The organism is Mesorhizobium sp. BR1-1-15 (assembly GCF_020165475.1).
Lineage (GTDB): Bacteria > Pseudomonadota > Alphaproteobacteria > Rhizobiales > Rhizobiaceae > Mesorhizobium.
Genome location: NZ_JAIUIF010000010.1, coordinates 40,795 through 56,899, shown reverse-complemented (window position 1 = coordinate 56,899; position 16,105 = coordinate 40,795). Strand labels below are relative to the sequence as shown.

Genomic DNA, 16,105 nt, shown 5'->3' with positions numbered 1-16,105 from the left:
GCTCCCGTGGAAGGGCCGATGACGGAACGACCGATCTTCAGCAGCGATCGCGGTCTTGCCGGGCGCCTGGCGCTCAGCCGGCTGGCGACGCGGGTCTCGATGATGGTCGAACGGGGCTGGCCGCTCCTGCTGCCGCTTCTCGTCGTCGCCAGCCTGTTTCTCAGCATTTCCTGGCTAGGGCTTTTCCCGCGCCTGCCCGATGCGGCGCGCATCGGGTTGGTCGCCGCCTTCGGCGTTGCGACACTGGCCGCGCTCTATCCGCTACGCTTTTTCCACATGCCGGGCGGCGCCGAGATCGACCGCCGCATCGAGGCGGCCAATCACTTGCTGCACCACCCCGTCCAGACCCAGACGGACCGGCCGAGCGGCCGCGAAAGCAGCTTCTCGCAGGCGCTGTGGCGCGAGCACCAGAAGCGCATGGCCGACAGGCTCGACAGCCTCGGCGCCGACGTGCCGCGCACGCGCGTGCCGGAACGCGATCCCTGGGGATTGCGCGCCGTGGCAGCGCTTCTGCTCGTCACCGCCTTCGCTTTTTCCTTCGGACCGACTGGTGGCCGGATAGCCGACGCGTTCAGCGCCCAGGACGCGCATGACGCCGTGCCGCCGCGGATCGATGCATGGGTGACGCCGCCCGCTTATACCGGCAAGCCGCCGATCTTCCTTACGGCAGACGCCAACCAGGCGGCGCCGGCTTTCCACGTTCCCGAAGGCAGTGATGTTTCGCTGCGCGTCACCGGCGGCTCGGGCGAGGAGACGCTTGCCTATGCCGACAAGGATGGCAATGCCCGCGCCATCGATCCCGCCGACCCGCAGGCGGCCGCGGCCAAGCCGGCGGCAAGCCCGGCAGCGCAATCCAAAGTGCGCCAGTTCATCGGCAAGCTGACGAGCGATGGCACGCTGACGCTGAAGTCGGGCGAGGACCAACTCGGCCGTTGGGCCTTCGCGGTGATCCCGGACAAGCCGCCGCAGATCCGTTTCGTCGGCGAGCCGAAGCGCGCTGTCAACGGCGCTTTCGAGCTCAATTACCAGATCGACGACGATTATGGCGCCGCCAACGCCAAGGCCGTGTTCGCGCTCGCCGATCCGCAGGCTCCCGATGCGCGTCCGCTCTACGGTCCGCCTGACATGCCGCTGACGCTGCCGCGCCGCGGCGGCAAGGCGAATGCCGCCAGGACCTCGAAGGACCTGACCGAGCACGTCTGGGCTGGCGCCGAGATCAAGTTGACGCTGGTCGCCACCGACGATGCCGGGCATACGGCGAGCAGCGAAACCAAGACATTGGTGATGCCGGAGCGGCCGTTCTCCAATCCGCTGGCGCGGGCCGTTATCGAGCAGCGCCGCCTGCTGGCGCTCGACGCCAACGCCAAGCCGCGCGTGCTCGACCTGATGGATGCGATCACGCTGCGGCCCGAGGACACGTTCGACAACATGTCCCACTACCTCGCCATCATGAGCGCGCGCAGCCGGTTGAAGATGGCCGACAGCGACGACCAGTTGCGCAACGAGGTCTCCTATCTCTGGGAAATCGCGCTCGGCATCGAGGAGGGCAATCTCTCGGCTGCCGAGAAGCGGCTGCGCCAGGCGCAGCAGGCGTTGCAGGATGCTATCAAGAACGGCGCCAGCGACGCGGAGATCGAAAAGGCGATGAAGGAACTGCGCGAGGCGATGAACCAGTTCCTGCAGGAATTCGCCGAGCGCGCCAAGCAGAATCCCAACGCCCCGCAGATGCAGCAGAACGGCCAGGAACTACGCCAGAGCGACATCGACCGCATGATGGACCAGATCGAGAACTTGGCGAAGTCCGGCGATCGCGACAAGGCGCAGCAATTGCTGTCGCAGCTGCAGGACATGATGAACAACCTCCAGGCCGGCCGCCAGCAGCAGGGTGGCCAGCAGGACAGCCAGCTGCGCCAGCAGATGGACAAGCTCGGCGACATCCTGCGGCGCCAGCAGGAGATGATGAACGACACCTTCCGCATGGACCAGATGCAACGCGGCGAGCGCCAGCGCGGCCAGAACCGCGATGAACAGTTCGGCGAAGGCGGCGGCGAGGGTCAGGACAAGCCGGGCGCAGGCGAGAACCGCGATCCGCTCGCCGGGCAAAAGCCGATGACGCCGCAGGAATTCGCCGATGCGCTGAAGCAGTTGCAGGAAGGCCAAGGCCAGCTGAAGAACGACCTTGAGCAGTTGAAGAAGGGGCTCGAGGGCATGGGCATGGAGCCCAATGAAGGCTTTGGCGAGGCCGGCAAATCAATGGGCAATGCCGAGCAGGCCCTGGGCGATGGTGAAGGTGATCAGGCCGTTGGCCACCAGGGGCGCGCGCTGGAGGCGCTGCGCAAGGGCGCCAAGGACATGATGAAGCAGATGCAGGCGATGCAGGGCGACGAAGGCGGCAGCCAGGAAGGCGGTCGCCAGCAGAACGCCGATCGCGATCCGCTCGGCCGGCCGCGTGCCAGCCAGGGTCCCGATTTCGGCGATTCGGTGAAGGTGCCGGACGAGATCGACGTACAGCGCGCCCGCCAGATCCTGGAAGCGATCCGCAAGCGGCTCGGCAATGCGCTCAGCCCCGATATCGAGCGCAGCTATCTGGAACGGCTGCTGGAACTGAAATAGGGATCGCCGCCGCGGCATCCGCTGGGAGCGGCTGCAACATCATGCCCGAACTCGGCACAGTGACGCCCATCCTGCGCATCTTCGACATTGCCAAGGCCCACGAGTTTTACGTCGGCTTCCTCGGCTTCCAGGTGCTGTGGGAGCACCGCTTTGACGACAACGCGCCGCTTTACATGGCGGTCGGCCGTGACGGCTGCATCCTGCATCTGAGCGAACACCATGGCGACGGCGTGCCCGGCATCGCCATGCGCATCAAGGTCGAGGACATCGCCGCCCTGCATCGCGAGCTGATCGGCAAAGCATACCGTTTCGCCAGGCCGGGCCTGGAAAAGACGCCGTGGAAGACCCGCGAGGTGTCGGTTGCCGATCCGTTCGGCAACCGGCTGCATTTCTACGAGGATGCGGCCGGCTGAGTCTGCCTGTTGACGAACGCCTCGCGGATCGCCTCTTGCATGCCGTCGATCGCCTCGCCCGACGCATTCGGGTTGCGATGCATCACCACATTCGAGGAATCGATGTCGCCGAAACCGTCGGCGGACGTCAACTCGCGGCAGCCGTCCGGAATGTTGCTGCGCGAAATCGGTGCGATCGCCAGTCCCGAGGTGACGGCAAGCTTCAGGCCGCCGGTCGTGTCGCTGGTGTAGGCGACACGATAGCCGAGCCCGCGCTGCTCGAGCGATTTGATGGCGAAATCCTTGCACCAGCCGGCCCGGTTGTAGAGCGCGATCGGCACCGGACGCTCCTCATGCATGTTATGCAGGATCGATGTCACCCACACCGTCGGATCATGCATCAGCACTTCGCCGCCTGAAGGATCCTGCCATTCGAACACCACGCAAAGATCGAGCTCGCCGGCGGCAAGCGCCGCTATCTGCGCCCCCGAATGGGCATAGCGCACGGTGACCTCGACCTTGGTGTGACGCTTTGAGAATGCGCCGAGCGCGCGCGACAGGATGGCATGGCCATATTCCTCCGGAATGCCGATCCGCACCGGCCCGCCGAGCGGCGCCGCCGCCATCGACGCTGCCGTCTCGTCGAGCAAAGAGACGATGCGGCGGGCATTGACGATCAGCTCGCCGCCGCGCCGCGTCAGCGCCACGCCGCGCGACCCGCGCTCGAACAGGCTGTCGCCGATGACGCTTTCGAGCTTCTTCATCTGCATCGAAACGGCTGACTGGGTGCGACCGGCCTGCTCGGCCGCCTTGGTGAAATTGCCTGCTTCGACAATGGCCACGAAGGTGCGCAGGAGATCGCTGTCGAGGGTGGGCCGCATCCTGTCCGCCATAAGGAATTTTGATTGCTGGTATCATTCCAATTCGTTTGCAACATGTCAAACACGGGATGATAGTTGGTTCACCCATTGGATATGTGGCTGAGGATTCGGCCACGGACCAATCAACAGTCCTCACTCATGCCCGCTGCCCGAAACGGTGGCGGGTTCTTTTTAGCTTGCTGCAAGCTTGCTTGCGTCCTGGTACGGGAGCTTGGGATCCTTATGCGCAATCGGATGGTGCTCGGCATGCTGAGCCTGTGCCTGGGCGTGTTGGTCTTCTCGTTGCAGGACCCGCTGGTCAAGGCGGTGTCGGGCGGCTACCCCGTGACCGAGGTGATGGCCATCCGCGCGGTCGTCGCCCTGCCGATCCTGATCGTGCTCGTCCATGCCGATGTCGGGCTGCGTGCGATCCTGTCGCGGCGGTTCGGCATGCTGACCATGCGCGCCTTCATTCAGTTCACCTCCTACACCATGTACTACCTCGCCATCGCCGCCTTGCCCCTGGCCGATGCCGTGGCGCTCTATTTCATGGCCCCGCTCTGCATCATGGTGCTGGCCGGGCCCTATCTTGGCGAACGGGTCTCCTGGCAGACGCTGGCGACCGTGTTGATCGGGCTGCTTGGCGTCGTCGTGATGCTGCGCCCGGGTGCGGGACTGTTCGACTTGGCGGCGCTGCTGTCGCTGGGCTCCGCGGTGCTCTACGGCTTCTCGCAACTGATGGCGCGTAAGATCGGCGACACCGAATCCTCGACTGTGATGGCCTTCTACCAGAACGGTGCCTATCTCGCCGGCGCCGCATTGGTCGCAAGCCTGTTCTGGCTTGCCGGCATCAATCATGCTGCCCATCCCAGCCTGGAATTCCTGGTGCGGCCCTGGCTGTGGCCGACGCTGCCGGATTTCATCAAGATGGCTGCCTGCGGCTTCGTCGCCTCCGCCGGCATGATCTTGCTGTCGCAGGCCTACCGGATGGCGCCGGCCAACCGCGTCGCCACCTTGGAATACACAGGCATCCTGTGGTCGCCGCTATGGGGTTTTCTGTTCTTCGCCGAAGTGCCGCGGTCGACGACCGTGATCGGCGCCGCCCTTATCATCGGCGCCGGCCTGCTTGCGCTCAACACCGGACGGCGCAAGCTCCCCGTACTCGTCGCTGCCGATCCCGCCTGATCAGGCGAAAATGCTCAGCGCCCGTTCGACGCGTGAACGGATTTCGGCCAGCGTGAACGGCTTCTGCACGACGTCGAGGATGATGCCGTTCAACTCCTCGGCGCGCTCGCGCTGATCGGCATAGCCGGTCATCAGCAGTATCTTCATCGACGGGAAAAATGCCGAGGCTGCAATCGCCATCTCGATGCCGTCCATCTCGGGCATGCGGATGTCGGAGACGACGAGATCGTAGCCGCCCTTCGCGGCGCGTATCAGCGCCAGTCCTTGCGCGCCGTCGGCGGCGATGTCGATTGCGTGCCCGGCGCGTTCGAGCGCCCGGGCTGCGAGGGTGCGGACGGACTCATCGTCCTCAACGATCAGAAGCTTTGCCATGGCCGGCATGTTTGGCGAGCAAACGTTGACTTTTTCTGAAGGGCCCGGCGCTCCGGCATGGGTTATTTTCTTGAAGCCGTTAAGGCCTTTTTCAGTATTTGCCGCTGCCTCACTCATCGCCTTTGACGACGCCGACGAACGGCAGTTCGCGAAAGGCGTGCGCGACATCCATGCCGTAGCCGACGACGAAATAGTCGGGGCAGTCGAATCCGACATAATCGGCATTGAGGGTGGTCTGGCGACGCATGCGCTTGTCGAGCAGCACCGCGATGGCGCAGCTTCTGGCGCCGCGTGACAGCATCAGGTCGCGGGTGAAGCTCAGCGTTTTGCCCGACTCCAGAATGTCGTCGATCAGAAGCACGTCGCGGCCGGCGACCTCGTTGTCGATGTCGCGCAGCACCCTCACCTCGCCGCTTGTGGTGCCGGCGCCGTAGCTGGAGATGAAGATGAACTCGACCTCTGGCGACAGGCCGACATCATGCATGGCGCGGATAAGGTCTGCGGCGAAGATGAACGAGCCCTTCAGCACCGAGATCACCAGAAGATCGTGATAGTCGTGCCCGGCGATCTCCTTGGCGAGTTCGAGATTGCGCCGGGCGATGGCCGACGCCGAAAACAGGACCTCGATGTCCTTGCCGCGCACAACTGGCATTCTTCGTCCCTTCAAGATTTTCAAAGGCCTTCGCGCACAGGAAGCGCTGACATCAGCCGTTTGCGGGCCGGCCTCACCTGTCGCACATGCTATTCCGCGAAGGTGACCGACACCGTCCTTACGCCGTTTCTAGGCACGTCAAGCCGGCTGGCAAAGCCGAATCTTTCATTTGGCGCCAATGAGCGGCTGGATGTCCCCAAAGTATAGCGCGTTGTGCGCCCATCATTGCCGGTGACGCGGATCTCGAGCGGCGGCAGCGTCGCCGGACTTGCACCGTCATTGGCGGCCTCGCCGTCGACGAACAGCACGGGGTTCGCCCCAGACGCGTCCACGCGTGACGTCACCCCTGAAATGCTCAACGCCGAGGCCGGTCCGCCCGCGGCGGGCGGCGCCTGGCGCACCAGTGCATGCCCGCCGGAGACCCAGAAGGCGGCAAAGGCGGCGCCGACACCGGCGATCCAGAAGATCGGACCGCCGCGCGGCGCCGGCGGCCGCACCGGCGGCGGCTCGGGCTTGCGCAGCATGTCCATGCCTTCGAGGGATGGCATGGACATCACGCGCCGCGGTGAAATGGCTTCGGCATGGGGCGCGGCCCGCGGCACCACCACATAGTCGGCATCGACGATATTCGCCGCGCCAGCGCGCAGGATACGCTCCGGCGCGGCATTTGCCGGCGGATCGGTCATGATTTCGCCGGAAACCGGGCGCGCGGTTCGATCCTCAGCCATCATGGCCCCAGCATTGCAGCACGTTCGCTTTTCGTTTCTTTTGCGTAAAGGCAAATGGTTAACGCTTCTCCACCGGAGCCCTTGTGACGAGCCGAAACAACCCGCTAATTAACCGCCGGTTAACCATGCCGGCCGATGGTCTTTTCCCAGAACAGGCCGGCTTGCCGCCGACGGATTCCGATTTCAGGTCAAATCGACCTGAAATCTGAATCCGCCTCCGAATTAGAGTGATAGAGCATGATGTCGCCCGAAAATCGCCTCACACTTTTCGGCATCACGCTCTAGGAATTTCAGGTCGCCGAAAGTGATTCGCTTCGAAAATGTCGGCCTCCGCTATGGCATGGGTCCGGAAATCCTCCGCGACATCTCCCTGCACATACCGGAGCGCTCGTTCCAGTTCCTGAGCGGGCCTTCGGGCGCCGGCAAGACGACGTTGCTGCGCCTTCTGTTCATGTCGCTGAAGCCGACGCGTGGGCTGATCACCATCTTCGGCAAGGACCGCTCGCGCATCTCGCGCGCCGAACTGCCGCATCTCAGGCGCCGCATCGGCGTGGTGTTCCAGGATTTCCGCCTGCTCGACCACATGACCACGTATGAGAATGTCGCGTTGCCCTTGCGCGTGCGCGGGCGCGAGGAAGCGAGCTACCGCACCGACGTCACCGAGCTGTTGAAATGGGTCGGGCTCGGCGAACGCATGCATGTGCTGCCGCCAGTCCTGTCGGGCGGCGAGAAGCAGCGAGCCGCGATCGCCCGCGCCCTGATCGAGCAGCCGGAGATCCTGCTGGCCGACGAGCCGACCGGCAATGTCGATCCGCCGCTGGCGCGACGCCTGCTCAGGCTCTTCATCGAACTCAACCGCCTGGGCACCGCCGTGGTGATCGCGACCCACGATCTCGGCCTGATGGAGCAGGTCGATGCGCGCCGCATGATCCTGGCCGGCGGGAGGCTTGATATCTATGACTGAGCTTTCCGCCGAACACCTCGACGCACAGGCCGACGAAGCGGCCGCGCCAAGACCGCGCGTCCAGCGCAAGATGGCGCCCATCGTGCCGGCGCAGAACATCGCCGGCCGCGCCCTGGTGCTGGTCATCGCCATCATGACCTTCCTGTCCTGCCTGACCTTCGGCGCGGTTACCCTGGTGCGCGACACCGCCTCGGTCTGGGAAAACCAGATCTCGCGAGAGGCGACGATCCAGATCAAGCCGGTCGACGGCCTCGACATGGAGGCAGCCCTTGCCCAGGCCTCGCAGATCGCCGGCGAATTCCCCGGCGTGAAGGCGACCAGGATCATCGACCGCGACGCCACCGCCAGATTGCTGGAGCCGTGGCTGGGTTCGGGCCTCAACATCGACGAACTGCCGGTGCCGCGGCTGATCATCGTCACCATCGACGAGAGCAACCCGCCCGATTTCGCCGCCATGCGCGCCGCGATCACGCCGAAGCTGCCGAGCGCATCGCTTGACGATCACCGCACCTGGGTGGACCGGCTGGTGGCCATGGCCCGCACCACGGTGACCATCGGTATCGCGGTGCTGGCGCTGATGCTCTCGGCGACGGTGCTGACCGTGGTGTTCGCCACGCGCGGCGCCATGGCCGGCAACGGCCACATCATCGAGGTGCTGCATTTCGTCGGCGCCGAAGCGCGTTTCATCGCCCGCGAGTTCCGTCGCCATTTCCTGATCACCGGGATGAAGGGCGCGGCCGCCGGCGGAGCCGCCGCGGTCGCCGTCTTCATCGTCTTTTCCTGGTGGTCCTCGCGCAACATGGCGACCCCGCAAGCCGACCAGGCGACTGCGCTATTCGGCAACTTCGCCATCGGCTCGGCCGGTTATCTCGGTGTCGTGCTGATGGTGCTGGTCATCGGCGGGCTGACGGCTGCAACCTCGCACGCCACCGTCGTCGCCTATCTCAGCGACATCGACGTGCGCCAGCCTGAAGCGTGACGACGTCGAATGACCAGGATCGATCACGCATGAAGAACCGCCGTAACGCAAATTGCGATTTTTACCTACCAAAGGCCGCATTTCGGGATTAACCATGCCATGATGGAGGTGCGGGACTCGACTAGTACCGTTGGACCGATGCCGGCGTTGCCGGCTCGTCCGCATGGACGCGGCCGGGTTTCGGCCGTGCTGCGCCTTTCTTCTTTCGCGTTGCTTGCCCTAGTCGCACTGTTTGCCGGCGGCTTCGGCTGGTTCGCCAACACCGTCAGTCATCTGACCACCCCTGCCAACCCGGCCAAGGCCGACGCGATCATCGTGTTGACCGGCGGCCAATCGCGCCTCGATGCGGCGATGGAGCTGCTGGCGTCCGGCAAGGGCGCGCGGCTTTTGATCAGCGGTGTGCATCCCTCCGCCAGCCGACGTCAGCTTCAGGCCGCGACCGGCGGTGACATCAGGCTGTTTTCCTGCTGCGTCGACATCGACCGCGCCGCGCTCGACACGATCGGCAATGCCGAGGAAAGCGCCAAATGGGTCGAGAGCCATGCCTATGGCACGGTGATCCTCGTCACCAACAATTACCACATGCCGCGCAGCCTGCTGGAAATGGGCCGGCTGCTGCACAAGGCCAAGCTCGAACCCTATCCGGTGGTCAACAGCAATCTCGACAATGGCGGCTGGCTGACCAAGCCGCGGGCATTGCGCGTGCTGTTCACCGAATACAATAAATATCTGCTGGCATTGGCGCGCGGCATCGTTCCGGTGAAGCCGACGCCGGACGGCATCGCGTTGGCCGAGATCGCCGCCGGCAGCTGAACCTGCTCGTCATTTGGTGACGACGGATCCCGGCGCCTGCCGCAGGCGAGCGACTTCCTGTTCGAGCCGTTCGATCCGCCTGTCGCGTTCGGCCAGCGCCGCCGCCACGTCAGCGGCCTCGAAGCGCTGCGGAATGTGCTGCGGACAATTCGCATCCCAGGTCGCCACGGTGAACAGAATGACCTGTTCGGGCCGTGCCGCATAATCCCGCGGCATCAGCCTCGCCATCAGCTCGGCGTCGCCTTCCACCACACGCGCCGTGCCCCAGATCTTGACACGCCGGCGATGGGCATAGTCGATGAGGAACAGGAAGGCCTGCGGATTGTCGGCGAGATTGCCCTGGGTGATGAACTGTCTATTGCCGGCGAAATCGGCGAAGCCGATCGTCTTTTCATCGAGCACCTTGAGGAAGCCGGCCGGCCCGCCGCGATGCTGGATATAGGGCTGGCCAACACCGTTGGCCGTCGACAGGAAGACGCTGGTCTGCATCTCGATGAAGGCCGCAAGGTCCGATGTAATCACCGACTGCCAGCCACCGCGCTCCTCGACCCGGGAATAGGCCTGGCGAGAGCCCTTGCGGGCCTGGATCGCCTTGACGGTCGGCGTGAAAGCGACGTCGCTGGTAAAAGCATGCGCGTCCATCGGTAGCCTTTCTTACCCGGAGAGGTTAAAGCCCGAGTTCAGACAGCGACGGATGGTCGTCCGGCCGTCGGCCGAGCGGCCAGTGATATTTACGGTCGGCAGCGCCGATCGGCAGGTCGTTGATGCTGGCGATGCGCAGCCGCATCAGCCCATATTCGTCGAATTCCCAGTTCTCATTGCCATAGCTGCGGAACCACGAGCCGCTGTCGTCATGCCACTCATAGGCGAAACGCACCGCGATACGGTTGCCATGGAAAGCCCAGACCTCCTTGATCAGCCGGTAGTCGAGTTCCCGGCTCCATTTGCGCGTCAGGAAAGCCTGGATGGCATCGCGGCCTTGCAGGAACTCGGCGCGATTGCGCCAGCGGCTGTCTACCGTATAGGCAAGCGCGACACGGGTTGGATCGCGCGAGTTCCAGGCATCCTCGGCCATGCGCGCCTTCTGCGCGGCGGTTTCCGCGGTGAATGGCGGCAGCGGCGGACGCTCTTGCGACATGACAATTCCTTTCTTGACCCGGGTCGTCTGCGTCACACCCAATATGGAGGCTTCCATCAGACAGATGTAGATGCCATATTTGTAATCTATCCTTCCAATTTCCGGAAGAATCGATGGACCGGCTCGAAGCCATGTCGCTCTTTGTCGCCGCGGCGGAGGCCGGCAGCCTGTCTGCAGCCGCGCGCCGTTTTCGCATTCCGCTGGCGACGGTCAGCCGCAAGGTTTCCGACCTGGAACGACATCTCAAGACCCGCCTTCTGAACCGCTCGACACGCCGGCTGACGCTGACCGATGCGGGCCAGGCGTATCTTGCCGCCTGCCGCCGCATCCTGGGCGAGGTCGGCGAGGCCGAGCGCATGGCGGCCGGCGAATACAGCGCCCCGACGGGCGAACTGGCCATCACCGCGCCGGTCGTCTTCGGCCGCCTGCATGTGCTGCCGGTCGTGACCGGCTTCCTCGCCGCCTATCCCGACGTAGACATCCGCCTGACGCTGGCCGACCGCATAACCCGGTTGGTCGAGGACCATTTCGACCTCGCCATCCGCATCGGCCGGCTTCCCGACTCCAGTTTTGTCGCCATGCGGATCGGTACGATCCGCCGTGTCGTTTGCGCGAGCCCCGGCTATCTGGCCGAACGCGGCGCCCCGACGGCGCTTGCGGACCTCGAGTCCCACAGCTGCATTACCTTCGAAGGGCCGGGCGCGCTCTCGACATGGAGCTTCACCGTCGGGAAGGCCGAGATGCCGATTCGGGTCCGCTCGCGGCTTCAGGTCAACACCGCCGAAGCTGCGATCGATGCCGCGCTCGCCGGCGTCGGGCTGACGAGGGTGCTGTCTTACCAGGTCGACGCGGCGGTGCGGTCACGCGCGCTGCGCGTGCTGCTGCGGGAGTTCGAACCGGAACCCTGGCCGGTAAGCCTGGTGCACGCAGGCCACGGCTTGCTGCCGGTCAAGCTGCGCGCATTTCTTGACTTCGCCGCCCCGCGCCTGAAAGAAAGACTGGCGCGGCTGATGTAGCGCGGCTGGGCCGTGGGCGAAGCCGAAACGTCTTTCGGCGCTGTTCGGGGGCATCTTCGGCCATTTCCTTTTTGCGCCCGCTTGGTGTAACCAACGCACACCTCCTTACCGGGCCTCCCCCAATGCTCCAAGTCCGATCGCTGGCGTTCAACTTCGTCTTCTACGTCAATCTGATCGTCCAGATGATCCTCTGGACTCCCTATTATTTCCTGTCGCCGCGCCATCGCGCCTGGTTCGTGCCGAAGTTCTGGTCGCGCACCTCGATGTGGCTCTACGACAAGATCGCCGGGACCAAGAGCGACATCACCGGGGTGGAAAATCTGCCCGAAGGTTCCTTCATCCTGGCGCCCAAGCACCAGTCCTTCTGGGACGCGATCGCCTTCTTCCCCTATCTCCAGGATCCACTCTACATTCTGAAGCGCGAGCTGACCTGGATTCCGTTCTTCGGCTGGTACATCCTGAAAATGCGCATGATCCCGGTCGACCGCGGCAGCCGCTCCAAGGCGCTGAAGGCGGTGGTTGCGGCGACCAAGGAAGAAATCGCGCGCAACCCGCGGCAGCTCATCATCTATCCCGAAGGCACCCGCCGCGCGCCCGGCGACGAACCCGCCTACAAATACGGCATCGTCGAAATCTATGCGCAGCTCGGCATTCCCGTGGTGCCGGTCGCCCATGTTGCCGGCCTCTATTGGCCGCGCCGCAAGTTCCTGCGCTATCCCGGCACCATCAAGGCGCGCTTCCTGCCGCCGATCCCGCCGGGCCTGGACAAGGAGGAATTCATGCGGCGGCTGATCGGCGAAACCGAAACCGCCTGCGACCAGTTCCTCATCGACGCGTCCCGTGCACCCAATCCGCCCGCCTTGCCGCCGACGGCGGTCAAGCGGCTGCGGGAACTCGGCGCCAAAGCCTGAAGTGCGGCCTTCGGCGCGGCCGATGGCGGCTCGCGCAACGTTCAAGCGAACACAGCCAGTGCGGTCGTCAGCACCAGCGTCGCGGCAAAGACCAGATTGATGATGCGCGAAGCCACCGGCCTGCGAAGAAAGCGCGCGAAAGCAGCGCCCGCAAGCAGCCACACGGCATGGATGGCGACGATCATGAATGCGAGAGCGGTCAGCTTCGGCGCGGTGCCGATGGCGCCGGCGCCCGAATCCGCGGACGCGCCGGCGAACACCGCGGCGATGGCCACATAAGCCTTCGGGTTGGCCAACGCCAGCAGGAACCCGCCGGTGAATGTCGGTCGCGCGGCCTCGCCGGCATCCGCCGCCAGGGGCGGCGCGCTGGCAATCTTGAACGCGAGATAGAGGATATAGGCAGCCGACGCCGCGACAAGCAGCGGCGCGAGCGGCGGCATCGCGGCAAGCATGGCGCTCACCCCGCTTGCCACGACCAGAAGCACGGTGATCGTGCCCAGGATGACCCCCAAGGCGTAGCTCAGGGAACGGCGCAGGCCGAACGCCGCGCCGACGGCGGTGACGCTTATCGTCGCCGGTCCCGGGCTGCCCATGACGGCCGTAGCGGCAAGCATCAGCGCAACGAGCTGACGCCACATATCCGGCTGCGAAAAAAGCGGGCCTGCCATCCGCGCCTCCTGTCTTGCCAAGCGTCAATGACGGTATGGCAAGGTCGGGGCGACCGTCTTGGACGATCGTGCGCGCTGCTGACGGCTCAGCCGCTCGCCTTGTCGAGCTCGGCCATGTCGTCGGCGCTCAGCTCCAGCGACACCGCCTTGATCAGGCTGTCCATCTGTTCAGGCTTGGTGGCGCTGGCGATAGGCGCGGTGACGCCCGGCCGGGCAATGACCCAGGCAAGCGCCACTTCCGCCTGTTTGGCCGAATGCCTGGCGGACACCGCGTCGAGTGCCGCGAGGATGCGCATACCGCGCGCATTTAGGTAATCTTTCACGCCGCCGCCGCGCGGGCTTTGACCGAGATCGGCCTCGCTGCGGTATTTGCCACTCAAGAAACCCTTGGCCAGGCTGAAATAGGTGATCACGCCGATGTCCTCCGCCATGCAGAGATCGCGCAGCGGGCCATCGAACGACGAGCGGTCGTAGAGATTGTATTCCGGCTGCAGCACTTCATAGCGCGGCAGGCTGCGCAGGCTTGCCACGTCGAGGGCGGCGCGCAACTGGCCGGCGTCGAGATTCGAGCAGCCGGCATAACGGATCTTGCCCTTGGCGAGGAGCTTTTCATAGGCGCCGAGGGTTTCCTCATAGGGCGTGGTTGGATCCGGCCAGTGCGACAGATAAAGATCGATGAACTCGGTCTGAAGCCGCTTCAGCGATGCATCGACGGCCTTTTCGATGTAAGCGGCGGACAGGTCCTTGTGGCCCTGCCCCATGTCTGAGCCCACTTTGGTGATCACCACGACCTTATCGCGGTTGCCGCGGTCCTTCATCCATTTGCCGATGATGGTTTCCGATTCGCCGCCCTCGTGGCCGGGCACCCAGCGCGAATAGGCGTCCGCTGTGTCGACCGCGTTCAGGCCGGCGCGGACGAAGCGGTCGAGCAGGTCGAACGACGTCTTCTCGTCGGCGGTCCAGCCGAAGACATTGCCGCCCAGAACCAGCGGCGCGATGGAAAGGTCGGTGCGACCGAGACGGCGTTTCTGCAAGGCTGATCTCCGTGTTGGTGGGATTGGGCGGCTATCGCCCGTTGAGAGTCGGAGCCTAACCTAGGCCTCGCCGCATCGAGGTCAAAGGCCTCACCGGGCTTTTCCGCAGAGCCAGCGCTTCACAAAGGCGCGATCCGCCTCGCCACGTCTTCCAGCCAGTGATCGCGAATGCCGAGCGCCCGGAGATGGTCCAGCGTGCTCGACACATAATCCTCATTATTGCCGGACTGGCCGACAGCGCCGCGCACCACATCAGCGGCGTGGGCCGCATCGAGCGCACCGGCATACTGCTCATGATTGCGGTCGACGATATAGGCCACGGCCTCGACCGTGCCGCCGCCGTCAAGGCGGACATTGAGCATGCGCTCGAGATAGACATTGGTGACCAGCTCGCGCTCACGCAGATAGGCGATGACCTCGTCCCGCAACTCGCCCGGCACCCGGAAAGCCAGCCCGACGCAGGAACCCCCGCGGTCAAGGCCGAGCACCAGCCCCGGACGTTCCCGCGTGCCGCGATGCACGAAGGAATAGACGCACAGCGCGCGACGATAGCCATGCAGGCGCGCCCGCCTTGTCTCGACATGCGCGAACCCCGGCCGCCATATCAACGAACCATAGCCAAACACCCAAAAATCGCCCATATCGCCGTGCCTGATTGCGTAAGAATGGCAACACCACACCGGAATCGGTGTTTTTTCCGTCCATCTCTGTCTACCTATTGTCGTTGCCAGAATCGACAGCCCGCCCACAGCCCCCATGCGTGAACGAGAACCGCAGCATGACGTCCACTGACGAACGCCAGCCGAAGCATCGCCGCCGCCTGTTCTGGCTTGCAGCGTTTGTCATCGCGCTGTTCGCCATCTACAGCGGCGGCTGGTTCTATCTCGCCGACAGGGTCCGGAGCGAAGCCGACAAGGCGATCGCCACGCTCAACAAGAGTGGCATCGAGGCCGGCTGCGCCAATCTCCAGGTCAGCGGTTATCCCCTGAGCTTCGCCGTCTCCTGCGACAATCTTGCTTATGAGGACGACGCCAAGAACCTTGCCGCCTCTGCCGGCTCCTTCAACGCCGTCGCCCAGATCATCCAGCCGCTGTCGCCGGTCGCGGACCTGCGCGGTCCGCTCAGGACCTCGGTTCCGGGCATGGTGCCGCTGTGGATCGACTGGGATGATCTTAAGGCCAACGTCAAGCTCTCATGGCCGCTGCCACGGCGCATTTCGCTCACGGCCGAGGGCCTGTCCGGCCAGACCGATCCGGCCGACGACACCGATCCGGTGCAACTGTTCAGCGCCGGCAAGGCGGCGGGCCAGCTGCAGCCGAACGGCAGCGATATCGACTATATCGGCAGCTTCGGCGATCTGGAGATCGATCCCGATGCGATCGGGGGCCGCGTCCTGCCGCCGCTCGACGCCAGTGGCGAGGCGACGCTGAAGAACGGCCTGGCCCTGATCGGCACGCAACTGAAAAGCCTGCGCGGCCAGGCCGTCGAGATCCGCAGGCTCGATTTGTCGTCGGGCACGGCGCACGTCACCGTTTCCGGGCCGCTGTCGGTCGACGCCGAGGGCCTGGTCGATGCCGATCTGATGATCAGACTGAAAGACCCGAAAGCCGTGGCCGCCATTCTCGGCGCCGCCATACCCGAGCAGAAGAACCAGATCGAACAAGGCTTTGCCGCCCTGGCGCTGCTCGGCAACGAACCGTCGATGCCGCTCAAGGTGGTCAAGGGCAAGGCCTCGCTCGGCTTTATCCCGCTGGGCAAGATCAAGCCGGTCGACTAAGCA

At 64.7% G+C, this 16,105-nt stretch carries 18 protein-coding genes; 9 read left to right on the top strand and 9 right to left on the bottom strand.

What is annotated here, in order from left to right; translation table 11 throughout:
• Window positions 1-18: 18 nt before the first annotated feature.
• Together LB541_RS18190 and LB541_RS18185 are read left to right on the top strand one after the other, a co-directional pair.
• Entirely contained in the window at window positions 19-2,613 is a 2,595-nt protein-coding gene (locus LB541_RS18190; protein WP_224619239.1) for a TIGR02302 family protein, read from the top strand.
• Window positions 2,614-2,654: 41 nt separating this feature from the next.
• Entirely contained in the window at window positions 2,655-3,026 is a 372-nt protein-coding gene (locus tag LB541_RS18185) for a glyoxalase superfamily protein (RefSeq protein ID WP_224619237.1), read from the top strand.
• Here the strand turns inward: LB541_RS18185 and LB541_RS18180 are convergent.
• On the bottom strand, window positions 3,005-3,886 hold the full coding sequence (locus LB541_RS18180) for a LysR family transcriptional regulator (protein WP_140525428.1): 882 nt from the start codon (window positions 3,884-3,886) through the stop codon (window positions 3,005-3,007). The two genes, LB541_RS18185 and LB541_RS18180, sit on opposite strands and share 22 nt — an antisense overlap.
• Window positions 3,887-4,108: 222 nt before the next feature.
• Here LB541_RS18180 and LB541_RS18175 point away from each other — a divergent pair, with 222 nt between their 5' ends.
• Window positions 4,109-5,050 carry a DMT family transporter gene (locus LB541_RS18175; protein WP_224619235.1) on the top strand — a complete coding sequence of 314 codons (942 nt, stop codon included), beginning with the start codon at window positions 4,109-4,111 and terminating at the stop codon, window positions 5,048-5,050.
• Here the strand turns inward: LB541_RS18175 and LB541_RS18170 are convergent, their stop codons facing one another.
• The 3 genes from LB541_RS18170 to LB541_RS18160 all read right to left on the bottom strand — a co-directional run bounded on the left by LB541_RS18170 (window position 5,051) and on the right by LB541_RS18160 (window position 6,805).
• Complete coding sequence (locus LB541_RS18170; protein WP_181170951.1) at window positions 5,051-5,422, bottom strand: response regulator; 372 nt, start codon at window positions 5,420-5,422, stop codon at window positions 5,051-5,053.
• A gap of 109 nt (window positions 5,423-5,531) precedes the next feature.
• Entirely contained in the window at window positions 5,532-6,074 is a 543-nt protein-coding gene (hpt, locus tag LB541_RS18165) for a hypoxanthine phosphoribosyltransferase (protein WP_224619232.1), read from the bottom strand.
• 89 nt (window positions 6,075-6,163) lie between these two features.
• Complete coding sequence (locus LB541_RS18160) at window positions 6,164-6,805, bottom strand: hypothetical protein (RefSeq protein ID WP_224619230.1); 642 nt, start codon at window positions 6,803-6,805, stop codon at window positions 6,164-6,166.
• Window positions 6,806-7,106: 301 nt separating this feature from the next.
• On the opposite strand from LB541_RS18160, the gene ftsE reads away from it, so the two are divergent.
• The 3 genes from ftsE to LB541_RS18145 all read left to right on the top strand — a co-directional run bounded on the left by ftsE (window position 7,107) and on the right by LB541_RS18145 (window position 9,558).
• Window positions 7,107-7,766 (top strand): cell division ATP-binding protein FtsE, encoded by a 660-nt coding sequence (gene ftsE, locus LB541_RS18155; protein WP_027023302.1) that lies wholly within the window; start codon window positions 7,107-7,109, stop codon window positions 7,764-7,766.
• Window positions 7,759-8,745 (top strand): cell division protein FtsX, encoded by a 987-nt coding sequence (locus LB541_RS18150; protein WP_140664837.1) that lies wholly within the window; start codon window positions 7,759-7,761, stop codon window positions 8,743-8,745. Before ftsE ends, LB541_RS18150 begins: the two co-directional genes overlap by 8 nt.
• 99 nt (window positions 8,746-8,844) lie before the next feature.
• Entirely contained in the window at window positions 8,845-9,558 is a 714-nt protein-coding gene (locus tag LB541_RS18145; protein WP_224619228.1) for a YdcF family protein, read from the top strand.
• A gap of 9 nt (window positions 9,559-9,567) precedes the next feature.
• Here LB541_RS18145 and LB541_RS18140 read toward each other — a convergent pair whose 3' ends face one another.
• Together LB541_RS18140 and LB541_RS18135 are read right to left on the bottom strand one after the other, a co-directional pair.
• On the bottom strand, window positions 9,568-10,200 hold the full coding sequence (locus LB541_RS18140; RefSeq protein ID WP_140658265.1) for a pyridoxamine 5'-phosphate oxidase family protein: 633 nt from the start codon (window positions 10,198-10,200) through the stop codon (window positions 9,568-9,570).
• 25 nt (window positions 10,201-10,225) lie between these two features.
• On the bottom strand, window positions 10,226-10,696 hold the full coding sequence (locus LB541_RS18135; RefSeq protein WP_140633298.1) for a DUF1348 family protein: 471 nt from the start codon (window positions 10,694-10,696) through the stop codon (window positions 10,226-10,228).
• A gap of 113 nt (window positions 10,697-10,809) precedes the next feature.
• Between LB541_RS18135 and LB541_RS18130 the strand changes: the two genes are divergently transcribed.
• Entirely contained in the window at window positions 10,810-11,712 is a 903-nt protein-coding gene (locus tag LB541_RS18130; protein WP_224619226.1) for a LysR family transcriptional regulator, read from the top strand.
• 122 nt (window positions 11,713-11,834) lie between these two features.
• Complete coding sequence (locus tag LB541_RS18125) at window positions 11,835-12,623, top strand: lysophospholipid acyltransferase family protein (protein ID WP_140633304.1); 789 nt, start codon at window positions 11,835-11,837, stop codon at window positions 12,621-12,623.
• Window positions 12,624-12,664: 41 nt separating this feature from the next.
• On the opposite strand, the gene LB541_RS18120 is transcribed toward LB541_RS18125, so the two are convergent.
• The 3 genes from LB541_RS18120 to LB541_RS18110 form a co-directional block, all read right to left on the bottom strand.
• A complete protein-coding gene (locus tag LB541_RS18120; RefSeq protein WP_224619224.1) occupies window positions 12,665-13,291 on the bottom strand; it encodes a LysE family translocator in 627 nt (208 codons plus the stop codon).
• An 86-nt stretch (window positions 13,292-13,377) separates the two neighbouring features.
• Complete coding sequence (locus LB541_RS18115; protein ID WP_224619221.1) at window positions 13,378-14,325, bottom strand: aldo/keto reductase; 948 nt, start codon at window positions 14,323-14,325, stop codon at window positions 13,378-13,380.
• A 119-nt stretch (window positions 14,326-14,444) separates the two neighbouring features.
• Window positions 14,445-14,966: a gamma-glutamylcyclotransferase gene (locus LB541_RS18110; RefSeq protein WP_140500781.1), complete on the bottom strand. Its 522-nt coding sequence runs from the start codon at window positions 14,964-14,966 to the stop codon at window positions 14,445-14,447.
• A 137-nt stretch (window positions 14,967-15,103) separates the two neighbouring features.
• On the opposite strand from LB541_RS18110, the gene LB541_RS18105 reads away from it, so the two are divergent.
• Complete coding sequence (locus LB541_RS18105) at window positions 15,104-16,102, top strand: DUF2125 domain-containing protein (RefSeq protein WP_224619220.1); 999 nt, start codon at window positions 15,104-15,106, stop codon at window positions 16,100-16,102.
• The last annotated feature ends 3 nt before the right edge of the window (window positions 16,103-16,105 follow it).

What these genes read in the sequence shown, in the direction of transcription:
- LB541_RS18190 (WP_224619239.1), top strand. Translation starts at nt 19, where the DNA reads ATGACGGAACGACCGATCTTCAGCAGCGATCGCGGTCTTGCCGGGCGC.
- LB541_RS18105 (WP_224619220.1), top strand. Translation starts at nt 15,104, where the DNA reads ATGACGTCCACTGACGAACGCCAGCCGAAGCATCGCCGCCGCCTGTTC.
- LB541_RS18145 (WP_224619228.1), top strand. Translation starts at nt 8,845, where the DNA reads ATGATGGAGGTGCGGGACTCGACTAGTACCGTTGGACCGATGCCGGCG.
- LB541_RS18185 (WP_224619237.1), top strand. Translation starts at nt 2,655, where the DNA reads ATGCCCGAACTCGGCACAGTGACGCCCATCCTGCGCATCTTCGACATT.
- LB541_RS18180 (WP_140525428.1), bottom strand. Translation starts at nt 3,886, where the DNA reads ATGCGGCCCACCCTCGACAGCGATCTCCTGCGCACCTTCGTGGCCATT.
- LB541_RS18110 (WP_140500781.1), bottom strand. Translation starts at nt 14,966, where the DNA reads ATGGGCGATTTTTGGGTGTTTGGCTATGGTTCGTTGATATGGCGGCCG.
- LB541_RS18120 (WP_224619224.1), bottom strand. Translation starts at nt 13,291, where the DNA reads ATGGCAGGCCCGCTTTTTTCGCAGCCGGATATGTGGCGTCAGCTCGTT.
- hpt (WP_224619232.1), bottom strand. Translation starts at nt 6,074, where the DNA reads ATGCCAGTTGTGCGCGGCAAGGACATCGAGGTCCTGTTTTCGGCGTCG.
- LB541_RS18170 (WP_181170951.1), bottom strand. Translation starts at nt 5,422, where the DNA reads ATGGCAAAGCTTCTGATCGTTGAGGACGATGAGTCCGTCCGCACCCTC.
- LB541_RS18160 (WP_224619230.1), bottom strand. Translation starts at nt 6,805, where the DNA reads ATGATGGCTGAGGATCGAACCGCGCGCCCGGTTTCCGGCGAAATCATG.
- LB541_RS18150 (WP_140664837.1), top strand. Translation starts at nt 7,759, where the DNA reads ATGACTGAGCTTTCCGCCGAACACCTCGACGCACAGGCCGACGAAGCG.
- LB541_RS18135 (WP_140633298.1), bottom strand. Translation starts at nt 10,696, where the DNA reads ATGTCGCAAGAGCGTCCGCCGCTGCCGCCATTCACCGCGGAAACCGCC.
- LB541_RS18130 (WP_224619226.1), top strand. Translation starts at nt 10,810, where the DNA reads ATGGACCGGCTCGAAGCCATGTCGCTCTTTGTCGCCGCGGCGGAGGCC.
- LB541_RS18175 (WP_224619235.1), top strand. Translation starts at nt 4,109, where the DNA reads ATGCGCAATCGGATGGTGCTCGGCATGCTGAGCCTGTGCCTGGGCGTG.
- LB541_RS18140 (WP_140658265.1), bottom strand. Translation starts at nt 10,200, where the DNA reads ATGGACGCGCATGCTTTTACCAGCGACGTCGCTTTCACGCCGACCGTC.
- LB541_RS18125 (WP_140633304.1), top strand. Translation starts at nt 11,835, where the DNA reads ATGCTCCAAGTCCGATCGCTGGCGTTCAACTTCGTCTTCTACGTCAAT.